Raw genomic sequence first — 24,492 nt, 5'->3', positions numbered from 1 at the left:
GCGGCGCAGCATGCGTCAAATCGCATTTAGTGGCAAGAGGATTGCTCTGTCCATTGATTTTATGCGGGTTGGACAGTAGCTTAGGCGGCCGAAGTATCGAGTCGGCTGATGCAACATCGGCTCCAGCCGTTATTATGACAGGTGTGACATGAAAAAATGGCAGTGCGTGGTGTGCGGCTGGATCTACGATGAAGCTGAAGGCGCACCAGAAGAAGGTATCCCGGCAGGTACCCCTTGGGAGGACGTGCCAGCAGACTTTACCTGCCCGGATTGCGGTGTCGGTAAAGATGATTTTGAAATGATAGAGATTTGACCATTGATTCCGACCTGCTGTCCCCCAACGGTAACCCCTGCCGATGCCCGCTGGGCATTGATTGTTGTTGCCGATGCGGTTGCCGATGCGGTTGCCGATGCGAGCACCGCCGCTGGCTACCAACGGGTGCACGACTACTGTCAACGCCATGGACCCGCGTCGGTGCTCTTGATTTGTGCCAATGATGGCCAGCAAGAACAGTCCAGCGCAGCGGATATGGCGGAGCGTCTGGGAATCGTGGTGCTGAACAACACCCCGGTGACCAGGATCGACCATTCTGGCCGCTGCCTTGAGACGCCGCTGGGGCGATTTGACTTCGAAACACTGATTGTCGCGCCTGCTCATCTGGCGGATAACGTTGATACCGAGCAAGCCTTGTGTGACCACAAGCGCCAGCCATAACGGTATTCGTTAGCAGCCGCCGCCGTATACAAAGTACTAATATGAATAGTGCTGTCGGTAGCCACTGCGCTGACGGTAACAGATAACCGATATTCCTGAGCCTGCGAAGCAGGCCGTACAACCAGGCGTTATGCCTAACTTATCGAGAGGATTCATCTCCATGCGTAAACCAGAACTGGCGGCCGCCATTGCTGAAAAAACAGACCTGAGCAAAGAAAAAGCAACAGAAATCATCACCGTTGTCACCGATCGTATTGCCCAGGCACTTTCCGAAGGCGAGAACGTCAGCCTGATTGGCTTTGGTACCTTTGAAGTACGTCAGCGTGCTGAACGTCAGGGCAAAAACCCGCAAACAGGGGAAGCCATCACCATTGCGGCAGCCAAGGTACCCGCTTTCAAACCCGGTAAAGCCCTGAAAGATTCGGTGCAGTAAGCCGATATGATGGATGCCGCAACGCTGACCCGGCACTGGGTGGAAACATTGGTTATCGGCGAGGGGTTATGCCCTTTTGCTGCGCCAGTGATGCCAGCACTGCGGATCGATATTTGTGAGCATCCTGACCTTGATCAGGCCACGGCCGAGTTTATGGATTTACTCACCGAAGTGGCCAGGGCAGACAGCGAGACATTGCCAACGGCATTGTTTGTTGTGCCTGGGCTGGTCAAGGAATTTGATGAGTACTGGAACTGGAGTCTGATTTGCGAACAGTTACTGGTACAAATGGGTTACGAAGGCCTGCTACAGTTAGCGACCTTTCACCCTAACTATTGTTTTGATGGTGAGCCGCTGGATGATCCGGGCAACTTCACCAACCGTTCTCCCTTCCCCATGCTGCACATTATCCGCGAGGCGCATATAGAGCAGGCGCTGGCCTCGGTTCCCTTTCCTGAACGTATTCCCGAACGCAACCAGAAGCACCTGCGACGCCTGGGTATTGCCGGTGTGCTGGCGTTGATGCCAGAGCTGGCAAACACGGAAGTATTGTCTGATCAGCCGTCAGCGCAGGGCTGGCGGCCGAAATAACCACCGGGATTTGCCTGGCAAATCCGATTGCCGCCGATCAGGCTGACAGTACGGAAGACTGGCCCATTGATTCCCTGGCTCGCTGGATCACCGTTTCCGTGGCGTCGCGTACCGTCTCTTTGTCAAGACCCAGAGTCTGGAGGATTTTGGTATCCAGTGCTTCTTTCGGGCCATCGCCGTAACCATGAGCGCGTAAACTACGAGTGGTGATATTCAGCAGTCGGGCGTAATGGGCGTGGGCGCCGTTGTAGCGTGAATTATGTTGCTGCCGCAGGGCTGTGACGACCTCATCCGGGAGATGCCACTGATCGATCAGGCAGGCGGCAATCTGTTCACGTGTCAGAGCCAGTACATGACGTTCGATGCAAGAACGGTTGATATGTGGATTGGCTTCAATATAGCGATTGATCAGCGCCAGTTGATGTGGAAAGACATGAGCCAGCAATAAAAAACCGAAGTTATGCAGTAACCCGGCCAGATTGGCCAGGCTGCAGTCCAGCTGCTTGTCTTCTGGACAGCGTCGGGAAAGCTCACTGGCCAGCTCGGCTCCCATGGCTGCTTGTTGCCAGAACGGGGTATAGCCTCTGGGGCCTTCGTGGGGCATATCAATATGACGTCCCAGTGCCAGATGCGAGACCAGTTCAACCCCGAGTACGTGCAGGATGGTCTCTTTGATGGTTGGCTCGGTATCTTTGGATTGATAACAGGGAGAGTGCTTCCAGTTAAGGATTATCTCGTTGATAGCGGGGTTTTGCTGAAGCGTGTGCGCCAGGCTCTCGAGGTTGGCATCCGGGTCGATTCGCAGCTCAATAATACGCCGTACGGTCTCTGGTAACGGTGGCAGGTCGAGAGTGTCCTGCAAGCGTGGTTGAACGCGCAGCAAAGTAAACTGTTGTATTGCGGTGTTGATATCCTCCATGTCCTCGCTGGCTGTTGCGTGGAATGGGTCCTCTTTTGGTGGGGCCGAATAATGTCCCAGCTGCGAATGGGCGATCAGTGCCCGTACCTGCTCGGCTGGTAGTTGCAATAACGTGTCGTTGGTATCAGAGGGAATATACAGGGAGTTGTTTTCGAGTAACGAGTGATCCACCAGGGTTTCGATATGGGTAAGCTGTGGTGGAGCCGGAAAATTATCCAATCCCAGTGTGTTCTTGAGGGATTGCACCTCATTGGGCAGGAGTGCTGTATATTGCCGACCCAGTTGGTGCGTCAGCTGTTTCAGGTCCAACAGGCGGTTGGCCGGGATCAGCACCTGTATCTTGCTATAGCTATCTTTAAGGAAGATAACGCTGGCCAGATTGCCGGATGGCATGGCACTTTTACTGATCATGGTCGGTCACCTGTAATGTCGTCTCGGGTGGCTTGTACGGAGAGGCCTTGTGCCTTGTGAGCAAGCGGCAAAATTGCCGCGGCCAATCAGTGTGGGTACATACAATATAGATCAGATGAGCGTATTTACTTGGGCTGGATCAGTAACCGCTGATATGTGCCCACTGGAGCATAAAAAAAGACATTGGCTTGGTACTGAGAGAATCATATTTGGATCAATAAGGGGTAGATATGGCCCATGAGATGTATTTTTTCAATCTTTATTGATACGACCATTGGATAACTTTTGACAGTTTTGTTAATTAGGTCTCATTTTTGATATGTTTCTGAACAGAATTGATTGGTTGGTATGCTACAGGGTACATCTATTTAATCCTGCACGGCGGCAACCCGCGCCCAGAGTGAGCACCGGACTAAACAGATGTCCCCTACACGGCAGCATAACGCTCGGCATCGCCCAGCCATCGGAGAATCAGGGGCTCGACCCGTTGCGGGTGCTGGTGCCAAAGCTGAGTCGCCATCTCTCGTACCTGGGGTAATAATTCGGCATCACGTTGCAGGTCGGCGACGCGCAGCATTTGCAAGCCGGTCTGGCGCGTGCCAAGCACTTCCCCCGGGCCTCGCAGCATCAGGTCTTGTTCGGCAATATAAAAACCATCCTGGCTTTCTCGCATCACGTGCAGGCGTTGCTTGCTGGTGAACGAGAGCGGCGCCTTGTACAGCAAGACACAGTGACTGGCGACAGAGCCACGGCCAACCCGGCCCCGCAACTGGTGCAGTTGTGCCAGCCCCAGACGTTCCGGGTTTTCAATTACCATCAGACTGGCATTCGGTACATCGACACCGACCTCAATCACCGTTGTCGCGACCAGCAGATCCAGCTGGTGGGCTTTGAAGGCCGCCATAACGGCGGCTTTTTCGGCAGCTTTCATGCGGCCATGCACCAGCCCGATACGTAAATGCGGCAGTTGTGTCGCCAGGTCTTCGGCGGTGTTTTCAGCGGCCTGACATTGCAGCGCCTCACTTTCTTCAATCAGGGTACAGACCCAGTAGGCCTGGGCCTGCTCACGACAGGCATGATCGACTCGCTGAATCACTTCTTCGCGGCGCTGGTCGGATACCACGACGGTGGTAATCGGGCTGCGCCCTGGTGGCAGTTCGTCAATGATGGAGGTATCCAGGTCGGCGTAGGCACTCATGGCCAGGGTACGGGGAATGGGAGTGGCAGTCATGATCAACTGGTGTGGTGACAAGCCATCGAGATTCCCCTTGTCTTTCAGTGCCAGACGCTGGTGGACACCAAAGCGATGCTGCTCATCAACAATCACCAGTGCCAGACGATGAAAATGCACTTCTTCCTGAAACAGCGCGTGCGTACCAACAATCAGCTGGGCCTGGCCTGCGGCAATCGCTTCCAGAGCGGCAACACGTGCCTTGCCCTTGGTTTTTCCGGCCAGCCAGCCACACGGGATACCCAGTGGTTCGAACCAGTCACTCAAGTTCTGGAAATGCTGTTCGGCAAGAATTTCTGTCGGTGCCATCAGGGCGACCTGAAATCCGGCTTCCAGCACGTGGCAGGCTGCCAGCGCCGCTACCAGGGTCTTGCCGGAGCCAACGTCGCCTTGCACCAGCCGTAACATGGGTAATGGCCGGGCCAGATCGGTGATGATCTCGTTGGTTACCCGTTGCTGGGCCGCGGTTGGGGTAAAAGGCAGCTGTGCAAGCAATGCCTGATGGAGGGTCCGGGTTCCCTGAATGACAGGTGCTCCAGGCTGCTGTGCACTGGCCCGCAGGCGTTGCATCGACAGTTGATGTGCCAACAGCTCTTCCAGAATCAGGCGCTGCTGCGCCGGGTGGTGTGCGTTTGCCATTTCTGCCAGTTCGACTTCCCGGGGAGGGCGGTGCAAAAACAGCAAGGCTTGCTTCAGGGAAGGCAGCCCCCATTGTTGCAGCCAGTCGAGTGGCAACAGGTCATCCAGAGGAATTTCGTTTGCGGCCAGTCGTTCCAGCGCCTGATCCATCAACAGCCGCAGGCGCTGCTGGCTGATGCCTTCGGTGGTTGGGTAAACGGGAGTCAGTTGCGGCTCGGGCAGGTCGTCCAGGCCATTGTCGAGCAGTTGATACTCCGGGTGATAGAGCTCCAGACCACTGGCTCCCCGCCGGGCTTCGCCGTAACAACGTACCAGCGCCCCACGACGAAACTGGTTTTTCTGGGCAGCACTGAAATGATAAAAACGAATGCTGAGTACGCCGCTGTGGTCAGCAATCTTGACCAGCAAGCTGCGGCGTTTGCCAAACAAGACATCGGCTGAACGCACTTCCCCCTGTACCACGGCAGGTTGTTGATGCTGCAGGTTGCCAATCATCTGGATACGACTGCGATCTTCATAGCGAAATGGCAAGTGGAACACCAGATCAGCCAGCGAGTGAATATTCAGTCGCTGCAGCTGCTCGCGCAGTTTTGGGCCAACGCCTTTAAGCCGGGTCAGATCAAGCTGTTTGTCCATGACGAGACGGGCCTAGCCAATACGGCATTGACGGGCAGTATCCAGTAGCAAGTCGACAGCTTGCCCGCGGGGGAAGCTGGCGCGCCAGGCCAGGGCAACGGTACGGAATGGCTGTGGGTTGGTAAACGGGCGAGTGATTACCAGTGTCAGGTCGAGATTGTTAACGGCACTTTCGGGCAATACGGTAATGCCCAGTCCGGAGGCGACCATGTGTTTCAGGGTTTCCAGCGAGCTGCCTTCCAGTACGCTGCCCAGGCGGGTGTGGTGCTTGTGGCTCAACACCGGGCAATATTCGAACACCTGGTCGCGAAAGCAATGGCCTTCCCCCAGCATCAGCAGGTCTTCGTCTGCCAGTTGTTCCGGGGCGATGGTCTGTTGGGATTTCCACGGGTGATTCTTGGGTAACACGACCACAAAATTTTCATCATAGAGCGACCGGGTCAGTACATCCGGTTCGTTAAACGGCAGCGCCACAATAATGGCGTCGAGATCTCCGTCGCGAAGTTGGCGACGTAATACACCAGTGTAGTTTTCTTCCAGGTACAGCGGCATGGTCGGGGCACGCTGGTGAATCTGTGGTACCAGATGAGGAAACAGATATGGCCCAATGGTGAAAATAGCTCCCAGTTTCAGCGGCGAGCTGAGTTGGTCCTTGCCTGAACTGGCCAGTTCCCGAATGGTACGGGCTTCTTCTAACACCCGTTGTGCCTGGGCCACGATACGTTCACCGATCGGTGTGATCGAAACTGCACTTTTGCTACGCTCGAAAATGGCAATATCCAGTTCACCTTCCAGCTTTTTGATGGCGACACTGAGAGTGGGCTGGCTGACAAAACATTTCTCGGCAGCGCGGCCGAAGTGCTTCTCCTGGGCGAGCGTCACAATGTACTTGAGTTCGGTCAGGGTCATAATTGGCTGCCTTCATGGCTATTTTGAGTTTGATTTAGTCTACCTATGGAGTGGGCGGAGTAAAAGCCTGAACGACGGGTCATTTTTCCACCGCTAGCGAGCTGGCTATTGATCTCAGTACGGATAACACAAATAACCGGATTGAGCTGTGATCCGGGTCGCTGGCATTATGCGTGTGATTGAGAGAGCTGGCGCTCGAGAATTTTTTTCAGATGCCTGCTAATGAAGCAGTGCAGCAAATAAGTTGACCTGTGTCTTAGTACATGGGCGTCAGTAACCGTGGTTGGATCAAGCAGGAGAAGGTGATGGCACGTATTCTGATTGTGGGGGCAGGCGATGTAGGCGGTACCTTGGCCAGGCAATTGGCCCAGCAGCATCAGGTGTGGGGGCTGCGACGCAGCAGTGCAGAGAACAGCACTAACCTGCAATGGATTCAGGCTGATGTAACCAGGCCGGAAACACTGCAGGATTTGCCATCCGGGCTGGATCTGGTGATCTACAGCGTGGCATCGCCATTATTTACCCAGGAAGGCTATCACGACTATTACGTCAATGGTGTGCAGCATGTGCTGGAAGCGTTGGCTCCACAGTCGGTGCGACGGTTTATTTTTGTGTCCAGCTCCAGTGTGTATCACCAGTCCAGGGGTGAGTGGGTAGACGAGACATCGGCCACCGAGCCACGCTCGTTTGCGGGCAAGGAGTTGTTGCAGGCAGAACAGTTACTGCTCAATAGCACAATCGCGACCACCGCGGTACGGTTTACCGGTATCTACGGCCCGGGTCGTAATCGCCTGATTGAGCAAGCCCGCCATGGTGGCCACTGCGACCCTGAGCCGCCAGTGTGGACCAATCGTATTCATCGCGATGATTGTGTGGGGGTATTGACGCTGCTGTGTGAAAAAGCACTGGCCGGAGAGCCGCTGGAGTCGGTGTATCTGGCCACCGATGATGAACCGGCGACGCTATTTGATGTGCTGGAATGGATGAAGGACCGGATTGCCGACGTTGAGCCGGATCACGATGTGCCGGAAGTTTCGCGTCGGGCCAATCGCCGTTGTCGTAACGACCGTATCAAGGCATTGGGCTATGCGTTTCGCTTCCGGAATTACCGCGCAGGTTATGACGTATTGTTGGACGAGCTGGGGTATCTCTGAACGGTCAGGCAAAGGGGGAGTGACAATCGCTCGATCGGGATAGTCTCGCTGGCAGACCAACAGACTGACACCGGCTCAGGGTTCGGTGTCAGCTTTTCAGGCGCACGATCTTGTTGACACCGGATACGTTACGCAACTTGCGGATCACCCGTGCCAGGTGCTTGCGCCCCTGGATATTGACTTTCAGTTGGGTCACGCTGAGGCGGGCATCACGCTCCTCAACGCTGATTTTGTCGATACTGGCATCGGCGGTATGAATCGCACTGGCAAGATCCACAATCAAGCCGCGGCGGTTTTCCATATACACCTTGAGGTTGACGGTAAACTCGCTGTGGATGTCTTTTTCCCAGCGTAGCGTGACGCATTTTTCCGGGTTGTTACGCAAATCTTCAATATTGCGGCAGGTTTCCGTATGTACCACCAGTCCTTTGCCGGAGCTGACATGGCCGATAATCGGATCGCCGGGAATCGGGCTGCAGCATTTGGCAAAACTGACGACCAGGCCTTCAGTACCACTGATGGACAACGGCTGTTCGGCACTGGCTTGCAGGTCGATATCGGTATCCCGGTAAGCGGCAAGAAAACGTCGTGCCATTAATGGTGCCATACGATTGCCGGAACCAATTTCCTCGAGCAGATCGTCAAGATGTTCGAGGCCGGTTTCTTTCAGCACCAGATCGATCTGGTCATGGCTGATGTCGTCCAGCGACTTGTCGAGTCCGGCCAGGGCCTTGTTGAGCAAGCGTTCGCCCAGTGCGACGGATTCGGATTGCCGTTGGTTTTTCAGATAGCTGCGGATATTGGAACGGGCTTTGCCCGAGACCACAAAGTTGAGCCAGGCCGGGTTGGGCTGGGCATTGGCAGCGGTCACAATTTGTACCGTCTGGCCGCTTTGCAGTTTGGCACTCAAGGGCGACAGTTGTCGGTCGATACGGCAGGCGATGCACTGGTTGCCAACATCGGTATGCACCGCGTAGGCGAAGTCGATGGCGGTAGCGCCAGCGGTCAGTGTGAGAATCTTGCCCTTGGGAGTGAAGACGTAGATTTCATCCGGGAACAGATCCACTTTGACGTGCTCAACAAATTCCAGCGGACTGCCAGCATTTTTCTGTAATTCCAGCAGGTTCTGTACCCACTGATGGGCACGCTGGGAACCGCTGATCTGGTCGCTTTCAGATTTATACAGCCAGTGGGCAGCAATGCCATAGTTGGCCATGGCATCCATTTCTTCCGTACGAATCTGGATTTCAATCGGTACATCGCCAGCGTTGAACAGGGTGGTATGCAGCGATTGGTAACCATTGGCTTTGGGTATGGCGACGTAGTCCTTGAAGCGGCCGGAAATCGGTTTGTAAAGGCCGTGCATCAGGCCAAGAATCCGATAGCAGGTGTCTACTTCGCTGGTGATAATACGGAAGCCATAGACATCCATGATTTCGTCGATGTCTTTTTTCTTCGATCGCGCCATCTTGCTGTAGATGCTGTACAGATGTTTTTCGCGACCAACAACCCGAGCCGAAATATTGTATTCACTCAGACGGTTCCGGATGCTGTTTGATATCTGTGAAATGATTTCGGCATGGCGGCCGCGATGATTCTTGACGGCTTTGCGAATCAGATTCGAGCGCATCGGGTGCATGGCTTCAAAGCACAGGTCTTCCATTTCGACACGAATGCTGTTGAGACCCAGACGATGGGCAATCGGGGAATAGATATCGAGGGTTTCGCGGGCAATACGGCGGCGCTTGTCGGGGCGTAATGATCCGAGGGTGCGCATGTTGTGCAAGCGGTCGGCGAGCTTGACCAGAATGACGCGAATGTCTTTCGCCATGGCCATGGCCATTTTCTGGAAGTTTTCTGCCTGCTGCTGCTGTTTGTCTTCAAAATGAATATGGGTCAGTTTGGAGACACCATCCACCAGGTCCGTGACCACATCACCAAACTGGGTGGCAAGGGCGGGTTTGGGGATGCCGGTATCTTCAATCACATCGTGCAGCATGGCGGCCATCAGGCTCTGGTAATCCAGATGCATGTCGGCGAGGATGCTGGCGACGGCGAGGGGGTGAATAATATAGGGCTCGCCACTGCGCCGACGCTGGCCATCATGGGCCTGCTCGGCGTAGTAGTAAGCTCGGCGCACCTGCTGGACTTGCTGGCGGCTGAGATAATGCGACAGGCGTTCGGACAAGGCATCAATCGTGGGCATTAGGTTCTCCGAAAAATTGATGCATTGGCTTGGGCTCAGTATTGGTCGGCTTTAGCGGCCTCTTCCTGGGCAGCAATCGTCGCAGGGGTAACCAGCTCCGCTGAAATCTCGCGCAGGGCAATAACCGTTGGTTTATCGTTCTCTTCCGGTACTAATGGCTCAAAGCCTTCGACCGCAAGCTGGCGGGCGCGTTTGGTCGCCAGCATTACCAATTCAAAGCGGTTATCAACGTTGGTCAGACAATCTTCAACAGTTACGCGGGCCATAAACATTCCGTCAAGTAAGAAATCGTTAGAACAGAGTATATTAGCGGATTTTGAGCGATATGTAAGCAGTGTATTTCAGCTTTGCGTGTCGCCAAGCAGTAATGACGTCAGAGTATCGGCATGGCGGGCTTGTTGGGCCTCGATGCGATGGCGGCGGGCAATAATAATCGCACGCAGTTCTGCCAGGGTGTTGTCAAATTCGTCGTTGATAATCAGGTAGTCGTATTCGCCATAATGGCTCATTTCTGATCGGGCATCCTGCATGCGGCGATTGATTGTGGCTTCGTTATCCTGGCCACGGCCTTGCAGCCGCTCCCTTAATGCCGCGATTGATGGCGGCGCAATAAAGACCGAGACGGCGTCGGGCATCAAATGCCGCACTTGCTGTGCTCCTTGCCAGTCAATTTCCAGAATCACATCACGGCCAGCAGCCAGCTCGCTTTCCACCCAGCGCTGTGAGGTACCGTAGTAATTATCGAATACCTGGGCATGTTCAAGAAAGGCACCCGCGTCGACCATTTGCTGGAATTCTGCATGGCTGACAAAGTGATAGGCCGTGCCATTTTCTTCGCCTGGGCGGGGAGCACGGGTGGTGTGGGATACCGAGACACCGATATGGGATGTGGTGTTCAGCAGGGCGTTGACCAGGCTGGTTTTACCAGCGCCGGAGGGCGCAGAAAAAATAAACAGAGTACCAATCATGACAGGGAAGTCTTCTTGCGGGTTCGGGGATTCCGGCAGTATATCGAAAATGGAGCCAATTATCGGCCGCTTGCGGTGAATATAACGGACCGGGGCAGAGTGGGCCGCCCCGGCCGGGCCAGAGGTATTATTGCGGACGGGTGCTGGTACAAATGTCCCGATCATCAAAGCGGCGCGCAGCGGCCAGCAGATTCGGGTAGTCGGTCAAGCTGTGCAGCGCTCGAAACAGTGTCCAGTCGACCATGCAAATCAGGCAGATGGTCGGATAATGCCAGTCATCAAACTGCCCTGCTGCAGCCTGCTGGTCGAGCCAGTGGAGGGAGTCTTCGATACGTTCCCGTTGCAGTTTGAAAATCAGCCGGTCTTCTTCTACGGGCAGCTCAGAACGCTGGCTCATCAGCAGGATGACCATGGAGTCGCTGACTGCATCAATAACACTGATCTGATTGTACTGTGCAAGCGTCAGTTGCGGCTGTTGCAGGCGTTGCTGCAAGTGCTGGTAGATAACGTGGGAGTCAAAAATACGGCTGCCATCGTCTTCCAGTACCGGCATCTTGCGAATGGGCGTAATCGTGGCGAATGCAGCCCGGCCTTCGTCCGTCAGGATGTCGACTGGCTGGAATGTGTAATCAACCCCTTCCAGCTGCATTCTGATACGCCGGGCAAAGGGGGAAGTCTGATTGCCGTGCAAGATGATGGCCATGCCTGTCTCCTTGAAAAATAACGATTAACCAGCAAACACTGTCTTGGTGACATGATGCTACGGATTACGCTGGCAGGCCAGCGGTGGTGACGGTTGCCTGCTTGAGCGGCCTGGGAAACCGGTGCCGGCCGTCTGACCAGGTGGTCAGAAGGTGTGATCAAAGCGTCAGAAAGAGTGAGCAAGGTAAATAGAACACGCGTTGCCTGCTATGTATCTTTTCACTACAATGCGAATCATTACTATTTTTAATCCTCCCTCATTCTCTTAGCACTAGGGTTTGTCATGCCGGTTTCTTTGGTGGCGCAGAAGCAGTTCGGCGCCCTTTACAAGGATCACCACCCTTGGCTGCTGTTGTTATTACGGCGGCGACTGGGTTGTGACGACGATGCCGCCGATCTGGCCCAGGATGCTTTTATCCGGCTGATGAACCGGCCCCAGACGCTGGAAGGTAATGAAGCCCGAGCGTATCTGACCACGGTGGCAAAAGGGCTGTGTGTCGATTTATGGCGTCGCCGTCAGGTTGAGAACGCCTGGCAAGAGGCGGTGGCAGCCTGGCCGGAAAATGTGACGCCTTCGCTGGAAGAACAAGCACTGGTTATCGAAGCCTTGTGTGAAGTCGATACCATGCTGCGGCAGATGCCAGAAAAAGTGGCCAGGGCATTCCTGCTCTCACGCCTGGAAGGGCTGACCTATCGCGAGATCGGGCAACGCCTGGAGGTTTCTGAGCGCATGGTCAAAAAATATATGGCCAGTGCCATGTACGAATGTGCCTTGCTGGAAATGAACACCATGGAAGCGCAGCCATGACACTGGATCATGATCGCCAGCGCGCCCTGCGTGAGGCCTCGCAATGGTATGCCTGCCTGGAAGATGAGCAGCTGGACCCTGCTGAACAGCAGGCCTGGCAAGCCTGGCTGGATAGCAGTGACGCCAATCGCCAGGCCTGGCGTCATATCGAAAGTGTTGCTGAACGTTTTGATGGCCTGCGTGGTGCCAGTAATGCGCTGCCGGTCAGGGAAACACTGACCGGCTTGCAACAGCAGCGCCAGAGTCGCCGCGGCGCACTAAAGAGTCTGGCTGTGCTGGGAGCCGTGGCTGGAGGTTGCTGGGTTGCCATGCCTTACCAGCACTGGCAGGCAGATGAACGCAGCGCCGTGGGAGAAATCAGGCAGTTGCAATTGGCCGATAACTGCCGGGCCTGGCTGAATACCGACAGCAGTATGAATACGGACTTCCACAATGGCCGGCGACAAATCCTACTGCAACGAGGCGATCTTTTTGTTGAAACCAGTCATGGGTCTGCCGAGTTGCAGTCGGCGACGGCAAACGCCGATGTGCGCTGTCGTGGTGGACGCTTCGCCTTGCGTCGTCGCAACACCGGCGGCGATCTGTTGGCTGTGTTTGAGGGTGCCGTAACACTGCATGGCCGTGATGGCAAAAAACGACACCTGCGAGCAGGGCAACAATGCCATGTGCACCGGGGGAGTATGTCCGCTCTGGGGCCGGCAGACCCTCGCCATGAATCCTGGATACATCATCTATTGTTGGCCCACGATGAGCCGTTGGCAGAGCTGACGGCAGAACTGGAACGCTATCGCCATGGTTTTATTCATGTTGACCCGGCCGCGGCACGCTTGCGGGTGACGGGTTCCTTCCCGACCCAGGATACCGATATGGCGCTGGATATGCTCAGTGCCAGCTTGCCGGTGCAGGTAGAGTACCCGTTACCCTGGTGGGTCAATATCACTCATAGCTGATAAGAAGATTAATTCTCATTTGTTTATGAGAATGGTTCACCTTTTTGATGGCTAATTCGATATGTCTGTATAAGTTCCTCAAAAAACAGATCAACAGCCCTGAAAAAGGAGTAATGGATGTTATTTAGAAATTTCCGCCCGCGGGTAGGATGTCATGCACTGCTGCTATCTGCAGCGATGGGATTGGGTGTTGCCGCTCCGGCTGCGGTTGCTCAGGATGCCTCCACGAACCTTAGCCAGTTCTCTATTCCTGCGGGTGATCTTGGTACCGCCATTACGCGTTTTGCGGCGCAAAGCGGTGTATCACTGAGTGTTTCGTCATCCATGCTGGCCAACCGCCAGACCCAAGGCCTGGAAGGCAACTATAGTATCGGACAAGCTCTGAAGCTGTTGCTGGAAGGCACCGGTCTGACAGCCAGCAAGCAAGCCAATGGCAGCTACCTGTTGACTGATACCCCGGTTGCAGCGGCTGTATTGAACGCCGGTGACCCGCTGATGCTGCAAACCATGGTGGTTTCTGCAGCAGGTTTCGAGCAGAAACTCACCGATGCACCGGCCAGTATCTCGGTTGTTGATCAGAAAGAACTGAACAGCCGTCCTTACACAACGCTGCTGGATGTTGTGCGGGAGCTGGAAGGGGTCGACATTGGCGAAACCCGTGACAAAACCGGTCAGGGCACCATCAGCATGCGGGGCATGGGTTCCGATTACACACTGATTCTGGTGGATGGCCGTCGCCAGAATAACCACGGCGATATTTACCCCAACAGCTTTGGTGGTAACCAGTTCAACCACATTCCACCACTGACTGCGATTGAACGGGTCGAAGTGATTCGTGGACCGGCATCCACGCTTTATGGTGCCGATGCACTGGGTGGTGTGATTAACGTTATTACCAAAAAGGTCACTGACGAGTGGACCGGCGGTATCAACTTCAGCCGTACGCTGCAAGAAAACGATGACTTTGGTGATGATACCACCATTGATTTCAACGTTATGGGGCCACTGATCAAAGACAAACTCGGTGTTGCGGTACGTGGTAGCCTCTATGACCGTGAAGCGTCCAACCCGGAATATGATTCCGTTATCGATCCCTACGGTGATACACAAACCCGTTCCCTGGGCTTTGGCGGCGGTGGTAAAACCGTCGATAACACCAACAAATCCCTGGGTTTCCGTTTGAGCTGGACGCCGGATGCCCGTCAAACCGTCGTCTTCGATATCGACACCTCGGAACAGGTGTATGACAACTCAATGAACTCTGACGGCAGCTATCCGCTAGGTACGGTGGACAGTATTGATCGCTTGTGGTCAAGCAGCCCTCGGGCAGGCTACAAAGAAGAGCAGAGCTTTACTCGTGACCAGTGGTCACTGGCTCACGAAGGCGACTGGGACTTCGGTCACAGCAACGTTTCTCTGGCGTATATCGAGACAGCCAACAAAGGCCGTACCTTACCGCTGACAGCCACCGAGCGCGCCCTGCAAACGGAAATCTACGAAGGAACGGGCGATTACGCAGGCTTAAGTGAAGAAGAGCGTATGGAAATCATGGAAGATGAATTCCTGCCTCGTCCTGACCGGGTCATGACCAGTAGCCAGTACACTCTGGATGCCAAACTGGATCTGCCGATTGAAGACCTGGCCGGCGAGCACTTGCTGGTGGTTGGCCTCCAATATATTGACGGCGAACTGGAAGACGGCGTTTTTGGCATGGAAGACGGTGATGAAGGCAGTGGTGCTGTTTCCGATCACGAAATGTACTCACTGTTTGTCGAAGACAACTGGACTCCCATTACCCCTCTGACCATTACCGCGGGTATCCGTTACGACGACCACTCTCAGTTTGGTAGCAATACCAGCCCGCGCCTTTATGGTGTGTACGATGTACAGCCTGGCTGGACTGTTAAAGGTGGTGTCAGCACCGGTTACAAGACACCTAAAACCACCGATCTGTACGATGGTATTACCGGCTTTGGTGGCCAGGGCACCAGCCCGTTTGTCGGTAACCCGGATCTGGAACCGGAAACCAGCGTCAATACCGAAGTGGCCTTGTACTGGGAATCATTGGTCAAGCGCGATAATGCCAATATCACCGTGTTCCACAACAAGTTTGAAAATAAAATTGTCAGTGGTGACACCGTTTATAGCTGTGCCCAGACAGGTGGCGTGAAACCTTGTGCTAACTTGGGTGCGTATGAAGATATTGGCTACGACAGCTATAGCCAAAAGATCAACATCGACGAAGCTGAAATCAAGGGTGCTGAGCTGGCGGGTCGTTACCAGATTCTGGATGACCTGGCGTTCCGTATGAACTACACCTACACCGACAGCGAGCAAACCAGTGGTTCTGAAAAAGGCCAGCCGTTAACCGATACCGCCAAACACATGGCCAATGCCACGCTGGAATGGCAGGTTGATGAACGCACCAACCTGTTCCTGACCATGGAAAAACGCTCGGATCGCTTCCGTGGGGTGGATGAATACGATCGTCACCTCTACTACAAAAGCTATCAGGTCTTACACCTGGGTGGCTCTATCGCACTCAACGAGTCGGTGACCATTCATGGCCGTATCAACAACCTGCTGGATGAAGACTTTACCAGCTACACCACCGCGTTTGAGGACAACAATAACGACGGTGTATACGACAGTGATGATGATGAAGTTATCTACACGGATGACTACAACAACAAAGACAAGGCCCGTAACTTCTGGGCTGGTGTCAGCATTACTTTCTAAATAGCCTGATTGCACTGCGCGTCCTTCCGGACGCGCAGTTCATAATCCCAACCGGTATTCCTCTTCTCCAGCTTCTCCAGCTTCTCCAGCTTCTCCAGCTTCTTTGTTGCTCCGAACCCTCCAGACTCCTGGTTATTCCGAAGCTGTGTTGTCGTCGATAAACCAACCGGCAGCGGTTGTGCCATCAGCAGAAAACCTCCGATTGATTCAATGTTATAATTTGGCCATCAATATTGAGGGGATCATTATGTCGAAAGCATTTGAATTACAGGGGATCGTACATTCCATTGACGAAACCAAAGCCTACGGCCAGAACGGCTTCACCAAACGGGAATTTGTGGTCAAGCTGACCGGTGATGGCGAGAAACCAGAATACCCGAACTATATCGCGCTGGAGCTGATCAAGGATAAATGTGCCTTGATGGACAGTTATAACCCAGGTGATGAAGTGCAGGTCAGTTTCAACCTGTCGGGTCGTTTATGGAGTGCGGCAGGCAAGCCGGAAAAATGTTTTACCAGCCTGCAAGCCTGGCGGGTTGAGCGTGTCGGAGATGCGGTGCAGTCAGGTGGCGGCTCTCCGTTTGCCCAGACCATGCCCAATTACGATGATGATGTGCCGTTCTGAGCGATATTGCTGGTGAAGGTTTCAGACACTTCCACTGGCAAGTGCCTGAATGCCCACTTGCCGGGTCAGATTCCTGATCCGGCAGGAGTCAGGACTGAATCTGTCATCCTGTTTTCTGGTGGTATTTCAAAGAACCCAATCACCGTACTGCTTCAGCGCGACCAATCAGGCCTTGAGGGCGCATCACCAGCAGACCAATTACGATCGACAGCGAGATGGCATCGCGGAACGGCAGTAGCTCCTGAGGCAAAGAAGCCCGCAAGCTGACCTCCAGAATGCCGAGCAAGAATCCTCCCAGAACGGCACCGTTAAGGCTGCCCAAACCGCCCAGTACAACAGCGGTAAACGCCTTGAGTACCGGTACAAACCCCATCAGTGGATCAACCGAACCGCGTTGTGCCACCCATAAAAAGCCCGACAGTCCAGCCAGCAGGCCTGAAATGGCAAAGGCGCCAATAATCACCCGGTCGGCAGAAATTCCCATCAGACGCGTTACCGAAAAATCCTGCGCCGCCGATCGCATCGCCAGCCCCAAGGTTGAGAACCGTAAAAAGCCGACCAGCCCAATCAGTGCCACCAGAGAGACGGCAATTGAGATTGCTTGCAATGTACCTATTTGTAACCCGCCCACATTCAATGACTGGGTGAGCCATTCTGGAACCGGGACCGCAATCGGTCGGGGCGAGATAAAGTTCTGGAACACCACATGCAGGATTGAACTGACCGCAAAGGTCGTCAGCAGCATGGTTGTTAACGACGCACCCCGTACGGGACGAAAGGCAATGCGTTCGGTCATCGCCGCTGCCGCCCCGGCGAGCAGACAAGCACTGATGACTGCCAGGCCAAATGGCCAGCCCAATGTGGTGGCGACAAATACCAGCGCGTAGCCAGACAAGGTCATGATTTCGCCGTGGGCAAAATTGATCATTCCCAGTACCGAAAAAACCATCGCCAAGCCCAGCCCCAGCAGCGCATAAACACCACCCAGAGCAATGGCATTGAGGGCCTGTTGTGCAAACACTTCCATTATTGGTGTGCTCCAAAAAAGAGATCTTTAAGGTTGGCGTCGCTCAACATATTAGCGGCGGTGTCGGTGGCGAGGATCTCGCCATGGCTCATCACGTAACCGCGGTCGGATACGCGTAAAGCCCGCTCGATATCCTGCTCGACCAGTAGTACAGAAATGCCCCATTGCCGCAGCTCGGCAATAACCTGAAAAATCGTATCGACGATCTTTGGAGCCAGTCCCAGCGACGGTTCATCAAGCAGTAGTATTCTGGGCCTGGACATCAGCGCCCGGGCGATGGCCAGTATTTGCTGCTCACCGCCGGAGAGAGTGCCCGCTCGCTGGTGATAACGTTCCTTGAGCACCGGAAAGGTGTCGAGCAGGCGTACCTGCTCGGCCGCACGATCCTTGTTGGAAGCACCGCCCAGTCGCAGGTTTTCTGCCACTGTCAGCCCGGAGAACACCCGGCGACCTTCCGGGCTCAAGGTCAGCCCAGCCCGTACCATTTGTTCCGTCGAAAAGCCGGACACATCCTGTCCATCCAGATATATCTGGCCCGAGCGCTGCACCAACCCCACAATGGCCATCAGCGTTGATGACTTCCCTGCCCCGTTTGGCCCGATCAGCGTGACGATTTCCCCGGCGTTGACTGTCAGGTCAAGCTGGCGAACGGCTCTGATGCCACTGTAGTTGACGTCCAGCCCGCGCACCTCGAGCGCGGGCTGTGTGTGTCTTTGGGTCGGGGCTTCCATTTATTTGCTCCGTGGCAGAATGGCGGCGTCAATCACACGGGTATCCAGATGGATCACAGCACCGTCTGATACCTGGTTGATCGAAACGGATCGTGCAGGAACCCGTTCGCGACCGGCATAGCTGATCTTGCCGGTTACTACGTCGAGACCATCAATGGCATCAATGGCATCGCGCAAGGCACGTCCATCAACACTGCCAGCTGCAATAGCCGCTGCTTCGATAACCTGCATCATGTCGTAACCGGTGGCGGCAAAACTGTTGCTCAGCTTTTTGCCGTAAAAGGCCTCGTATTGGTCAAAGAAATCACCCAACCGGGTTCCTGGTGTTGGATAACCCGCATTGGTGAACACCACGCCTTCGGAAATCGTGCCCAGTGATACCGTGGTGGGAGAGTCAATGCCATCACTGCCGTATACGGCTGAGGTAACACCAGCGGAACGCAACTGGCGCAAAAAGGCCGGAAAGTCAGGTTCATAGGCCGACGTCATGACCACATCTGGCTGTGGGTCGAGGTTGGTAATGTGGGTTACTTCGGCGGAAAAGTCTTGCTGACCCAAAGAGTAAGTCCCTTTGCCGACGACCTTGCCGCCCTGTTTTTCGAAAACTTCACCAAAATACAGCGGCAGGTTACCGGTGTAGGTGGTTTCTGGAGAAACCAGCAAATAGGCGGTTTCCAACTCTTGCTCGTGGGCGTACTGGGCCAGCGTTGCGCCCTGAACAATGTCGGCGGCGTAGTTGACGAAGTAGAACTCACCGATGGCCTGGGTCAGGCTGGCGTTGGTTGCACAGGTCGAAAACGATGGGATACCGGCATCCTGGGCAATCAGGCCACCGGCAATGGCCGGATCATCGTCGCAAGGCAGGACAATGACGTTGGCGCCATCATCGATCATTTCCTGCACGACCACGGATGTTTGTACTGTGTCGGAACGTACATCGTGGATGATGGCTTCAACTTTATAGGGGCCATTGCTGGCGTTGATGTCGGCAATGGCAATCTTGGCGCCTTCAACGGTCGGCGTGTCGTAAGGAGCAAGATAGCCGGTCAGAGAAACGGCGAATCCGATCTTCAACGTGTCCTGGGCAAATGCGGGTGCCGCTGTCATGGAGACGGCAAGCGAGAGGGCAAAATGGCGGATCATCTGAGACTGTTTCATCTGCTTTTCCTTTCTGTTATGCGAGGTTGTGGGTTTATTCGGACAGGGTGGATTGACCTTCGCCGAAGTACGCCGCAGCGACTTCGGGGTTTTCTCTAATGTGTTCCGGCGAGGCGAGCGCGATCAGTTTTCCCTCATTGAGTACTGCGACCCGGTTGGACAGGCGCAAAATCATGGGCAGGTCATGATCGACCAGTAGAATCCCCAGACCATTCTCATCACGCAGTGACATGATCAGTGCGGCCAGATCATCTGTTTCGGTACTGTTCATACCCGCCGCAGGCTCATCAAGCAGCAGAAAGTCCGGGCAAATAGCCAAGGCTCTGGCAATTTCAAGACGACGCTGCTGGCCATAAGACAGCGTGCTGGCTGTGCGCAGCGCCATGCCATCAAGACCCACCCGTGTCAGGATGTCTGCGACCGTTGGACTGTTGGCCGGGCCGGGAACCGATACCATGGCTGCGGAGACGTTCTCTGCAACACTGAGGCGAGCGAACAGGCGAATGTTCTGGAAGGTGCGGGCTACCCCGTTATGAGCATAGGCAACCGGATTGCCCTGTGCCATTTGGGTGTCATGTACCCATACTTCGCCCTCATCAAACCGCTGGATACCGGAGGCACAGGACAGAAAGGTCGACTTGCCGGAGCCATTCGGGCCAATCAGGCCCAGAATCTCACCCTGCTGAAGATCAATAGAGACGGCATCCAGTGCTGTTACGCCACCGTAACGCTTGGTCAGTGACTGGACCCGGATCGATTTGGGTGTCTGACTGGCTGTGGGACGAGGCGTGTTGATAACGGAGCGTTTGTAGACTCGTGGCTTGATGTCAAACGGCAGAAAATCATCCAGCTCCTTCAGGCCAAAGATACCTTCGGGGCGACGGTAGAGCGTCAGGATCAAGGCGACACTGATACCGATCGTTGTCAGGCCAAATAGCGCCGGAATCTGGATCGGCCCCAGACTGAAACCTGGCTCAGCCTGACGGAGCACTTCAGTAATCATGGTGATCACGGCAACGCCGACCACGGCACCGGCAGTACTGGAGGCACCACCAACGATCAACATGGCCAGCAAGGAAAAGGTCAGCGTGAAATAAAATTCCTTGGGAGAGAATACCCCCAGGTGCAGCGCAAACATGGCTCCGCCAAGCGCGGTGAAGGCGATGGATAAACAGAACACAATGGTACGGTTACGCTTGATCGAGATACCGGATGCCGCCGCCGCTGCTTCATCTTCCCGGACTGCCCGGGCAGCCAGGCCCCAGCGACTGTGCTTGAACCAGTCGGCAACAAAAATGGTGATGATGGCTCCGATGGCCGCGGATATCGGGCTGACAAGTTTCGGAATACCATAGAGCGCTTGTGCTCCCCGGGTGAATGTTGTGCCGCCAACCAGCAGGCTATGGGCAACAATCAGCAAGCCGAGAGTGGCGATGGTGGCCGAAGCACCGTTCAAGCGCGAGATCGCCAGACCGATACCTGCACCAATCAGCCCAACCACGAATACAGTGATCACGATACCCAGCAGTGGCGGGGCGCTGAAAGTACTCAGAAAATCCGGCAAATTGGGCAGCAAGGCACTCTTGCGTGCCGCTGGCATGACCAGAATCGCGGTCAGATACGCGGCAATGGCCATAAAAGCCGGATGGCCAAAGCTGACAATTCCGGTGTTGCCGACGTAAATACCCAGAGCCACCACCAGTACAACCAGAATAAAGAAGTAGCTCACCGTATTGTTCATGGCGGTACTGCCAAACACCGTTGCTGTGGTGGCGATGGCCAGCAGGATCAGGGCCAGCGTAATATTGCCCAGTCTCATGAGAGCACCTCCATCGCTTCATCGAGGCGGAAGGCCTTGCGCAGTGCGGTGAGTAAATCAATGGCTCCGCGGTTGTCGGAGTGGACACAAATCGACTCTGCATCGACGCGCACAGTGGCACCGTTGACCGCTGTGGTATAGCCGCTGGCGATGGCCTGACGGGCCCGGGCGGCGGCTTGTGTTGCATCGAGGGAACCCGGGTCTGTAACGATGAGCAGATGACCATGCTCGTTGTAGTCCAGATCGGCATAGAACTCACCAACAAAGGTGACGCCCTTGGCCTTATAGGTCGTTTCCTGGCAGGTGCCGCCCAAACCCAGCACCGGCAAGTTGAATGCCAGTGCCGCATCGGCAATGGCTTCTGCAATGCGGTGATCGCGGCAGGCCATGCCGTATAAGGCGCCGTGCGGTTTGATATGGGAGAGGGTGACACCGCGTCCGCGCAGCATGCCGTCCAGCGCACCAACCTGATACTTGATCATGGTGAGCAGCTCAGCCGGTGCAATCTTCATTTCTCGGCGGCCAAAGCCTTGCAGGTCTGGCAGTGACGGGTGTGCGCCGATTTGCTTGCCGTGCTCAATCGCCATATCGACGGTTTGCTGCATGATGACCGGGTCCGATGCATGAAAACCACAGGCAATATTGGCCTGATCGATCAGGGGCATGATCGCCTCATCATTGGCGAGGCGGTATTTGCCGAAGCCCTCGCCCATGTCGCAGTTGATCAGTGGCCGCATCGTTAATGTCTCCTAAACTCAGTGAAGTGTGTTCAGGAGGTATTAGGGTTGACGGCAGGTGATTAATCAATTTTATTATACTTCCCAACTTGTATGAGAAAAATTTATGTCTATAACGCTACGCCAACTCCGGTATTTCGTCAGCGCAGCGGAGTCGGGCATGATGTCGTCGGCAGCGTCGATGTGTAATGTGACGCAATCGGCCATTACGCTGTCGATCAAATCCCTTGAGGAGCAGATCGGTTTTGACCTGTTCGAGCGCACCGCCCACGGCGTGAATCTCAGCTTTGAAGGACAGCGTTTTTTAGGCAAAGCCCGCGAAATTCTCTCGCTGGTCTCCAATGCAGCGATTTCCAGCGTTGAATCAGAAGCCAGCAAACACAGTGGCTCGATTACGGTGGGGGCCACCGATACGGTGATGGGTTATTTTCTGATGCCGCATCTGGCACGTTTCAAATCACGGTTTCCACATATCGACGTTAATATCATCGAGATGGGACGGCAGCAGATTGAGGATGCCCTGATCGCCGGTACGCTCGATATTGCCGTTATGCTGGTGTCCAATTTGCAGCGACAGGATGAGCTGGCGGCGTCCGTTTTGCGCCCGTCACAGCGGCGTTTGTGGCTGCCGTCACGTCATCCATTGCTGTTGAAGCAGTCCATTACACTGGCCGATGTTGCCAAAGAGCCAATGGTGATGTTGACAGTAGACGAAGCGGAAGAAAGCGCCTTGAACTATTGGAGTCATCTGCCCCAGGAACCTCGCATCGTATTACGCAGCGCCAACGTCGAAGCCATTCGCACGGCGGTCGCCAGCGGTCTGGGCGTGACTATCCTGTCAGATATGGTGTTCCGGACCTGGTCGCTGGAAGGAGACCGGATCGAAGCCCGGGATCTCGCCACCCGGGTGCCACCAATGGATATCGGCTTGTCCTGGCGGCTGGGGGCCACGCTGTCGCCCAGTGCCCAGGAGTTTCAGAGCTTTATCAAGGCGGCCTCGGTAGGCATCGTCAAATAAGGCTTTATCCTGGTATAAGTTTTTTAAATACCAGGGGCTAAGTATTTGAAAATTGCAAGTTCGCCGCGGGCGTCGTTCTATTGGGGAACGACAACCGATGGAGAACTTCTCATGACTCAGTACAAAACCTACAAGCCTGAAGGCATTTCCGATCCTTATGGCACTTACGTACACGGTATCGAGCCGCCGGTCGGTTCACGTATGGTTTTCGTTTCAGGACAAATCCCCGTTGCCTTCGATGGCACCGTGCCTGAGACAATGGAAGGTCAGGCAACGGTTTGCTGGCAAAACATCGAAGCGACTCTCAAGGCCGCAGGTCTTGGTATCGAGAATATTGTACGGACTACCCAATATCTGACGGATGCCTCTATGTACCCGGAAGCCAATGCCGTACGCGCCAAGATGCTCGGCACTCATCGCACGGCCTCGGTTTCTATTACGGTTCCGGCTCTGATTGAACCTACCTGGTTGATCGAAATTGACGCCATTGCTGCCGCACCGGCTGAATAACAGGATTAATCATATGCTGGCCATTAATGCTTTTGGTGAACGCCAATTCACCTTCGATTTTGCCAACACGGCACTGCTTATCGTGGATATGCAGCGCGACTTTATTGAAGACGGTGGCGCTTGTGGTGCTGGCGGTGCTGACGTAAAACCGCTGCAAGCCGTTATTCCCCATGTGCAATCCATGTTGCAGCTGTTCCGTGAAAAGGGGGCTCCTGTCGTTCATACACGGTATGGATTCAAACCCGATATGTCGGATCTGCCAGAGCCTGTCCGGTTACAAAGCAAGGAAGCGGGTGGAGAGTATGGTACCGCGGGTCCTTTGGGGCGCATTCTGACGCAAGGCGAACCCGGTTTTCAGATTGTTCCTGAACTGAAGCCTCGGCCAGGTGAAACGATCATTGATAAATCCACTTTTGGTGCTTTCACTTACACCGAGCTGGATTCTATCTTGCGTAGCAAAGGGGTAACGCACGTTATCATCTGTGGCGTGACGACACAGTGCTGCGTTGAAGGCACTTTGCGGGAGGCGGTTGATCGCGGCTATTTTGTTCTGACTCTGGCTGACAGTTGTGGTGCTTTCGAAGAGAGCTTGCAGCGTGGGACATTGACCACGATTCAGAGTGAAGGCCATTTGTTTGGCTGGATCGCCAATAGCACCGACGTATTGGCTGCTGTCTGATTTTTAATCAGGCTCTTCCTGGGCTGACATGATGCCGGGGGAGGCTGATCCTGATTGCCTGGTGTCGGGTTGAAAACCCGGCCCAGGCATTTTTACTTCTTTGTTTCTCTCTTGTTTCTCTCTTGTTTCTCTCTTGTTTCTCTCTTGTTTCTCTCTTGTTTCTCTCTTGTTTCTCTC

The 24,492-nt window shown here is 54.7% G+C and carries 25 protein-coding genes; 12 read left to right on the top strand and 13 right to left on the bottom strand.

Going from position 1 to position 24,492, the window contains the following annotated elements; genetic code table 11:
- Positions 1–148 precede the first annotated feature (148 nt).
- The 4 genes from Q4551_RS14025 (at position 149) to Q4551_RS14010 (ending at position 1,739) form a co-directional block, all read left to right on the top strand.
- A complete protein-coding gene (locus tag Q4551_RS14025) occupies positions 149–313 on the top strand; it encodes a rubredoxin (RefSeq protein WP_303434495.1) in 165 nt (54 codons plus the stop codon).
- 3 nt (positions 314–316) lie between these two features.
- On the top strand, positions 317–715 hold the full coding sequence (locus Q4551_RS14020; RefSeq protein ID WP_303434494.1) for a hypothetical protein: 399 nt from the start codon (positions 317–319) through the stop codon (positions 713–715).
- Between the two features lie 160 nt (positions 716–875).
- Positions 876–1,148 carry an HU family DNA-binding protein gene (locus Q4551_RS14015; protein ID WP_303434493.1) on the top strand — a complete coding sequence of 91 codons (273 nt, stop codon included), beginning with the start codon at positions 876–878 and terminating at the stop codon, positions 1,146–1,148.
- A 6-nt stretch (positions 1,149–1,154) separates the two neighbouring features.
- Entirely contained in the window at positions 1,155–1,739 is a 585-nt protein-coding gene (locus tag Q4551_RS14010) for a DUF1415 domain-containing protein (protein WP_303434492.1), read from the top strand.
- Between the two features lie 37 nt (positions 1,740–1,776).
- Here the strand turns inward: Q4551_RS14010 and Q4551_RS14005 are convergent, their stop codons facing one another.
- The 3 genes from Q4551_RS14005 to Q4551_RS13995 form a co-directional block, all read right to left on the bottom strand.
- Positions 1,777–3,069 (bottom strand): aminoacyl-tRNA deacylase and HDOD domain-containing protein, encoded by a 1,293-nt coding sequence (locus tag Q4551_RS14005; protein WP_303434491.1) that lies wholly within the window; start codon positions 3,067–3,069, stop codon positions 1,777–1,779.
- Between the two features lie 427 nt (positions 3,070–3,496).
- Complete coding sequence (gene recG / locus Q4551_RS14000; RefSeq protein ID WP_303434490.1) at positions 3,497–5,575, bottom strand: ATP-dependent DNA helicase RecG; 2,079 nt, start codon at positions 5,573–5,575, stop codon at positions 3,497–3,499.
- A gap of 12 nt (positions 5,576–5,587) precedes the next feature.
- The gene (locus tag Q4551_RS13995) at positions 5,588–6,484 is read right to left on the bottom strand and encodes a hydrogen peroxide-inducible genes activator (RefSeq protein WP_303434489.1); all 897 of its coding nucleotides are present in this window, start codon (positions 6,482–6,484) and stop codon (positions 5,588–5,590) included.
- A gap of 305 nt (positions 6,485–6,789) precedes the next feature.
- On the opposite strand from Q4551_RS13995, the gene Q4551_RS13990 reads away from it, so the two are divergent.
- Positions 6,790–7,638: an NAD(P)H-binding protein gene (locus Q4551_RS13990; RefSeq protein WP_303434488.1), complete on the top strand. Its 849-nt coding sequence runs from the start codon at positions 6,790–6,792 to the stop codon at positions 7,636–7,638.
- Positions 7,639–7,726: 88 nt separating this feature from the next.
- Here Q4551_RS13990 and spoT read toward each other — a convergent pair whose 3' ends face one another.
- The 4 genes from spoT to Q4551_RS13970 form a co-directional block, all read right to left on the bottom strand.
- The gene (gene spoT, locus Q4551_RS13985; protein ID WP_303434487.1) at positions 7,727–9,844 is read right to left on the bottom strand and encodes a bifunctional GTP diphosphokinase/guanosine-3',5'-bis pyrophosphate 3'-pyrophosphohydrolase; all 2,118 of its coding nucleotides are present in this window, start codon (positions 9,842–9,844) and stop codon (positions 7,727–7,729) included.
- 35 nt (positions 9,845–9,879) lie between these two features.
- Positions 9,880–10,110 (bottom strand): DNA-directed RNA polymerase subunit omega, encoded by a 231-nt coding sequence (gene rpoZ, locus Q4551_RS13980; RefSeq protein WP_303434486.1) that lies wholly within the window; start codon positions 10,108–10,110, stop codon positions 9,880–9,882.
- Positions 10,111–10,185: 75 nt separating this feature from the next.
- A complete protein-coding gene (gene gmk, locus Q4551_RS13975; RefSeq protein ID WP_303434485.1) occupies positions 10,186–10,812 on the bottom strand; it encodes a guanylate kinase in 627 nt (208 codons plus the stop codon).
- 127 nt (positions 10,813–10,939) lie between these two features.
- Positions 10,940–11,515 carry a glutathione S-transferase family protein gene (locus Q4551_RS13970; protein WP_303434484.1) on the bottom strand — a complete coding sequence of 192 codons (576 nt, stop codon included), beginning with the start codon at positions 11,513–11,515 and terminating at the stop codon, positions 10,940–10,942.
- Positions 11,516–11,797: 282 nt separating this feature from the next.
- Between Q4551_RS13970 and Q4551_RS13965 the strand changes: the two genes are divergently transcribed.
- The 3 genes from Q4551_RS13965 to Q4551_RS13955 all read left to right on the top strand — a co-directional run bounded on the left by Q4551_RS13965 (position 11,798) and on the right by Q4551_RS13955 (position 16,011).
- Entirely contained in the window at positions 11,798–12,322 is a 525-nt protein-coding gene (locus tag Q4551_RS13965; protein WP_303434483.1) for a sigma-70 family RNA polymerase sigma factor, read from the top strand.
- Positions 12,319–13,272, top strand: coding sequence for a FecR domain-containing protein (locus Q4551_RS13960; RefSeq protein ID WP_303434482.1), 954 nt, complete (start codon positions 12,319–12,321; stop codon positions 13,270–13,272). The genes Q4551_RS13965 and Q4551_RS13960 overlap by 4 nt, the downstream gene beginning before the upstream one ends.
- A gap of 117 nt (positions 13,273–13,389) precedes the next feature.
- A complete protein-coding gene (locus tag Q4551_RS13955; RefSeq protein WP_303434481.1) occupies positions 13,390–16,011 on the top strand; it encodes a TonB-dependent receptor in 2,622 nt (873 codons plus the stop codon).
- Here the strand turns inward: Q4551_RS13955 and Q4551_RS13950 are convergent.
- Complete coding sequence (locus tag Q4551_RS13950) at positions 16,008–16,196, bottom strand: hypothetical protein (RefSeq protein WP_303434480.1); 189 nt, start codon at positions 16,194–16,196, stop codon at positions 16,008–16,010. The two genes, Q4551_RS13955 and Q4551_RS13950, sit on opposite strands and share 4 nt — an antisense overlap.
- A 62-nt stretch (positions 16,197–16,258) precedes the next feature.
- On the opposite strand from Q4551_RS13950, the gene Q4551_RS13945 reads away from it, so the two are divergent.
- Complete coding sequence (locus tag Q4551_RS13945) at positions 16,259–16,636, top strand: DUF3127 domain-containing protein (RefSeq protein ID WP_303434479.1); 378 nt, start codon at positions 16,259–16,261, stop codon at positions 16,634–16,636.
- A gap of 139 nt (positions 16,637–16,775) precedes the next feature.
- On the opposite strand, the gene Q4551_RS13940 is transcribed toward Q4551_RS13945, so the two are convergent.
- From Q4551_RS13940 to Q4551_RS13920, 5 genes are read right to left on the bottom strand one after another with little or no spacing between them, the layout of a single operon-like run.
- A complete protein-coding gene (locus Q4551_RS13940; RefSeq protein ID WP_303434478.1) occupies positions 16,776–17,663 on the bottom strand; it encodes a branched-chain amino acid ABC transporter permease in 888 nt (295 codons plus the stop codon).
- Positions 17,663–18,394: an ABC transporter ATP-binding protein gene (locus tag Q4551_RS13935; protein ID WP_303434477.1), complete on the bottom strand. Its 732-nt coding sequence runs from the start codon at positions 18,392–18,394 to the stop codon at positions 17,663–17,665. The genes Q4551_RS13940 and Q4551_RS13935 overlap by 1 nt, the downstream gene beginning before the upstream one ends.
- Positions 18,395–19,552: an ABC transporter substrate-binding protein gene (locus tag Q4551_RS13930; RefSeq protein WP_303434476.1), complete on the bottom strand. Its 1,158-nt coding sequence runs from the start codon at positions 19,550–19,552 to the stop codon at positions 18,395–18,397.
- Positions 19,553–19,586: 34 nt separating this feature from the next.
- The gene (locus Q4551_RS13925; RefSeq protein ID WP_303434475.1) at positions 19,587–21,371 is read right to left on the bottom strand and encodes a branched-chain amino acid ABC transporter ATP-binding protein/permease; all 1,785 of its coding nucleotides are present in this window, start codon (positions 21,369–21,371) and stop codon (positions 19,587–19,589) included.
- Positions 21,368–22,108, bottom strand: coding sequence for a 5-oxoprolinase subunit PxpA (locus tag Q4551_RS13920; RefSeq protein WP_303434474.1), 741 nt, complete (start codon positions 22,106–22,108; stop codon positions 21,368–21,370). Before Q4551_RS13920 ends, Q4551_RS13925 begins: the two co-directional genes overlap by 4 nt.
- A gap of 106 nt (positions 22,109–22,214) precedes the next feature.
- Here Q4551_RS13920 and Q4551_RS13915 point away from each other — a divergent pair, with 106 nt between their 5' ends.
- The 3 genes from Q4551_RS13915 (at position 22,215) to Q4551_RS13905 (ending at position 24,315) form a co-directional block, all read left to right on the top strand.
- Positions 22,215–23,126, top strand: a complete 912-nt coding sequence (locus tag Q4551_RS13915; RefSeq protein WP_303434473.1) for a LysR family transcriptional regulator — start codon at positions 22,215–22,217, stop codon at positions 23,124–23,126.
- Positions 23,127–23,237: 111 nt separating this feature from the next.
- Positions 23,238–23,636 carry a RidA family protein gene (locus Q4551_RS13910; protein WP_303434472.1) on the top strand — a complete coding sequence of 133 codons (399 nt, stop codon included), beginning with the start codon at positions 23,238–23,240 and terminating at the stop codon, positions 23,634–23,636.
- A 13-nt stretch (positions 23,637–23,649) separates the two neighbouring features.
- Positions 23,650–24,315 carry a cysteine hydrolase family protein gene (locus tag Q4551_RS13905; RefSeq protein ID WP_303434471.1) on the top strand — a complete coding sequence of 222 codons (666 nt, stop codon included), beginning with the start codon at positions 23,650–23,652 and terminating at the stop codon, positions 24,313–24,315.
- The last annotated feature ends 177 nt before the right edge of the window (positions 24,316–24,492 follow it).

This window comes from Oceanobacter sp. 5_MG-2023 (genome assembly GCF_030548165.1).
In the GTDB taxonomy this organism is placed as follows: domain Bacteria; phylum Pseudomonadota; class Gammaproteobacteria; order Pseudomonadales; family Oceanobacteraceae; genus Oceanobacter.
The sequence above is the reverse complement of the archived record's forward strand: the minus strand, read 5'-3'. Positions and strand labels throughout refer to the sequence as shown.

Coding starts and splice junctions, on each gene's coding strand:
- Q4551_RS14025 (WP_303434495.1), top strand. CDS start 149: ATGAAAAAATGGCAGTGCGTGGTGTGCGGCTGGATCTACGATGAAGCT.
- Q4551_RS14015 (WP_303434493.1), top strand. CDS start 876: ATGCGTAAACCAGAACTGGCGGCCGCCATTGCTGAAAAAACAGACCTG.
- Q4551_RS14010 (WP_303434492.1), top strand. CDS start 1,155: ATGATGGATGCCGCAACGCTGACCCGGCACTGGGTGGAAACATTGGTT.
- Q4551_RS14005 (WP_303434491.1), bottom strand. CDS start 3,069: ATGATCAGTAAAAGTGCCATGCCATCCGGCAATCTGGCCAGCGTTATC.
- recG (WP_303434490.1), bottom strand. CDS start 5,575: ATGGACAAACAGCTTGATCTGACCCGGCTTAAAGGCGTTGGCCCAAAA.
- Q4551_RS13995 (WP_303434489.1), bottom strand. CDS start 6,484: ATGACCCTGACCGAACTCAAGTACATTGTGACGCTCGCCCAGGAGAAG.
- Q4551_RS13990 (WP_303434488.1), top strand. CDS start 6,790: ATGGCACGTATTCTGATTGTGGGGGCAGGCGATGTAGGCGGTACCTTG.
- spoT (WP_303434487.1), bottom strand. CDS start 9,844: ATGCCCACGATTGATGCCTTGTCCGAACGCCTGTCGCATTATCTCAGC.
- rpoZ (WP_303434486.1), bottom strand. CDS start 10,110: ATGGCCCGCGTAACTGTTGAAGATTGTCTGACCAACGTTGATAACCGC.
- gmk (WP_303434485.1), bottom strand. CDS start 10,812: ATGATTGGTACTCTGTTTATTTTTTCTGCGCCCTCCGGCGCTGGTAAA.
- Q4551_RS13970 (WP_303434484.1), bottom strand. CDS start 11,515: ATGGCCATCATCTTGCACGGCAATCAGACTTCCCCCTTTGCCCGGCGT.
- Q4551_RS13965 (WP_303434483.1), top strand. CDS start 11,798: ATGCCGGTTTCTTTGGTGGCGCAGAAGCAGTTCGGCGCCCTTTACAAG.
- Q4551_RS13960 (WP_303434482.1), top strand. CDS start 12,319: ATGACACTGGATCATGATCGCCAGCGCGCCCTGCGTGAGGCCTCGCAA.
- Q4551_RS13955 (WP_303434481.1), top strand. CDS start 13,390: ATGTTATTTAGAAATTTCCGCCCGCGGGTAGGATGTCATGCACTGCTG.
- Q4551_RS13950 (WP_303434480.1), bottom strand. CDS start 16,196: ATGGCACAACCGCTGCCGGTTGGTTTATCGACGACAACACAGCTTCGG.
- Q4551_RS13945 (WP_303434479.1), top strand. CDS start 16,259: ATGTCGAAAGCATTTGAATTACAGGGGATCGTACATTCCATTGACGAA.
- Q4551_RS13940 (WP_303434478.1), bottom strand. CDS start 17,663: ATGGAAGTGTTTGCACAACAGGCCCTCAATGCCATTGCTCTGGGTGGT.
- Q4551_RS13935 (WP_303434477.1), bottom strand. CDS start 18,394: ATGGAAGCCCCGACCCAAAGACACACACAGCCCGCGCTCGAGGTGCGC.
- Q4551_RS13930 (WP_303434476.1), bottom strand. CDS start 19,552: ATGAAACAGTCTCAGATGATCCGCCATTTTGCCCTCTCGCTTGCCGTC.
- Q4551_RS13925 (WP_303434475.1), bottom strand. CDS start 21,371: ATGAGACTGGGCAATATTACGCTGGCCCTGATCCTGCTGGCCATCGCC.
- Q4551_RS13920 (WP_303434474.1), bottom strand. CDS start 22,108: ATGCGGCCACTGATCAACTGCGACATGGGCGAGGGCTTCGGCAAATAC.
- Q4551_RS13915 (WP_303434473.1), top strand. CDS start 22,215: ATGTCTATAACGCTACGCCAACTCCGGTATTTCGTCAGCGCAGCGGAG.
- Q4551_RS13910 (WP_303434472.1), top strand. CDS start 23,238: ATGACTCAGTACAAAACCTACAAGCCTGAAGGCATTTCCGATCCTTAT.
- Q4551_RS13905 (WP_303434471.1), top strand. CDS start 23,650: ATGCTGGCCATTAATGCTTTTGGTGAACGCCAATTCACCTTCGATTTT.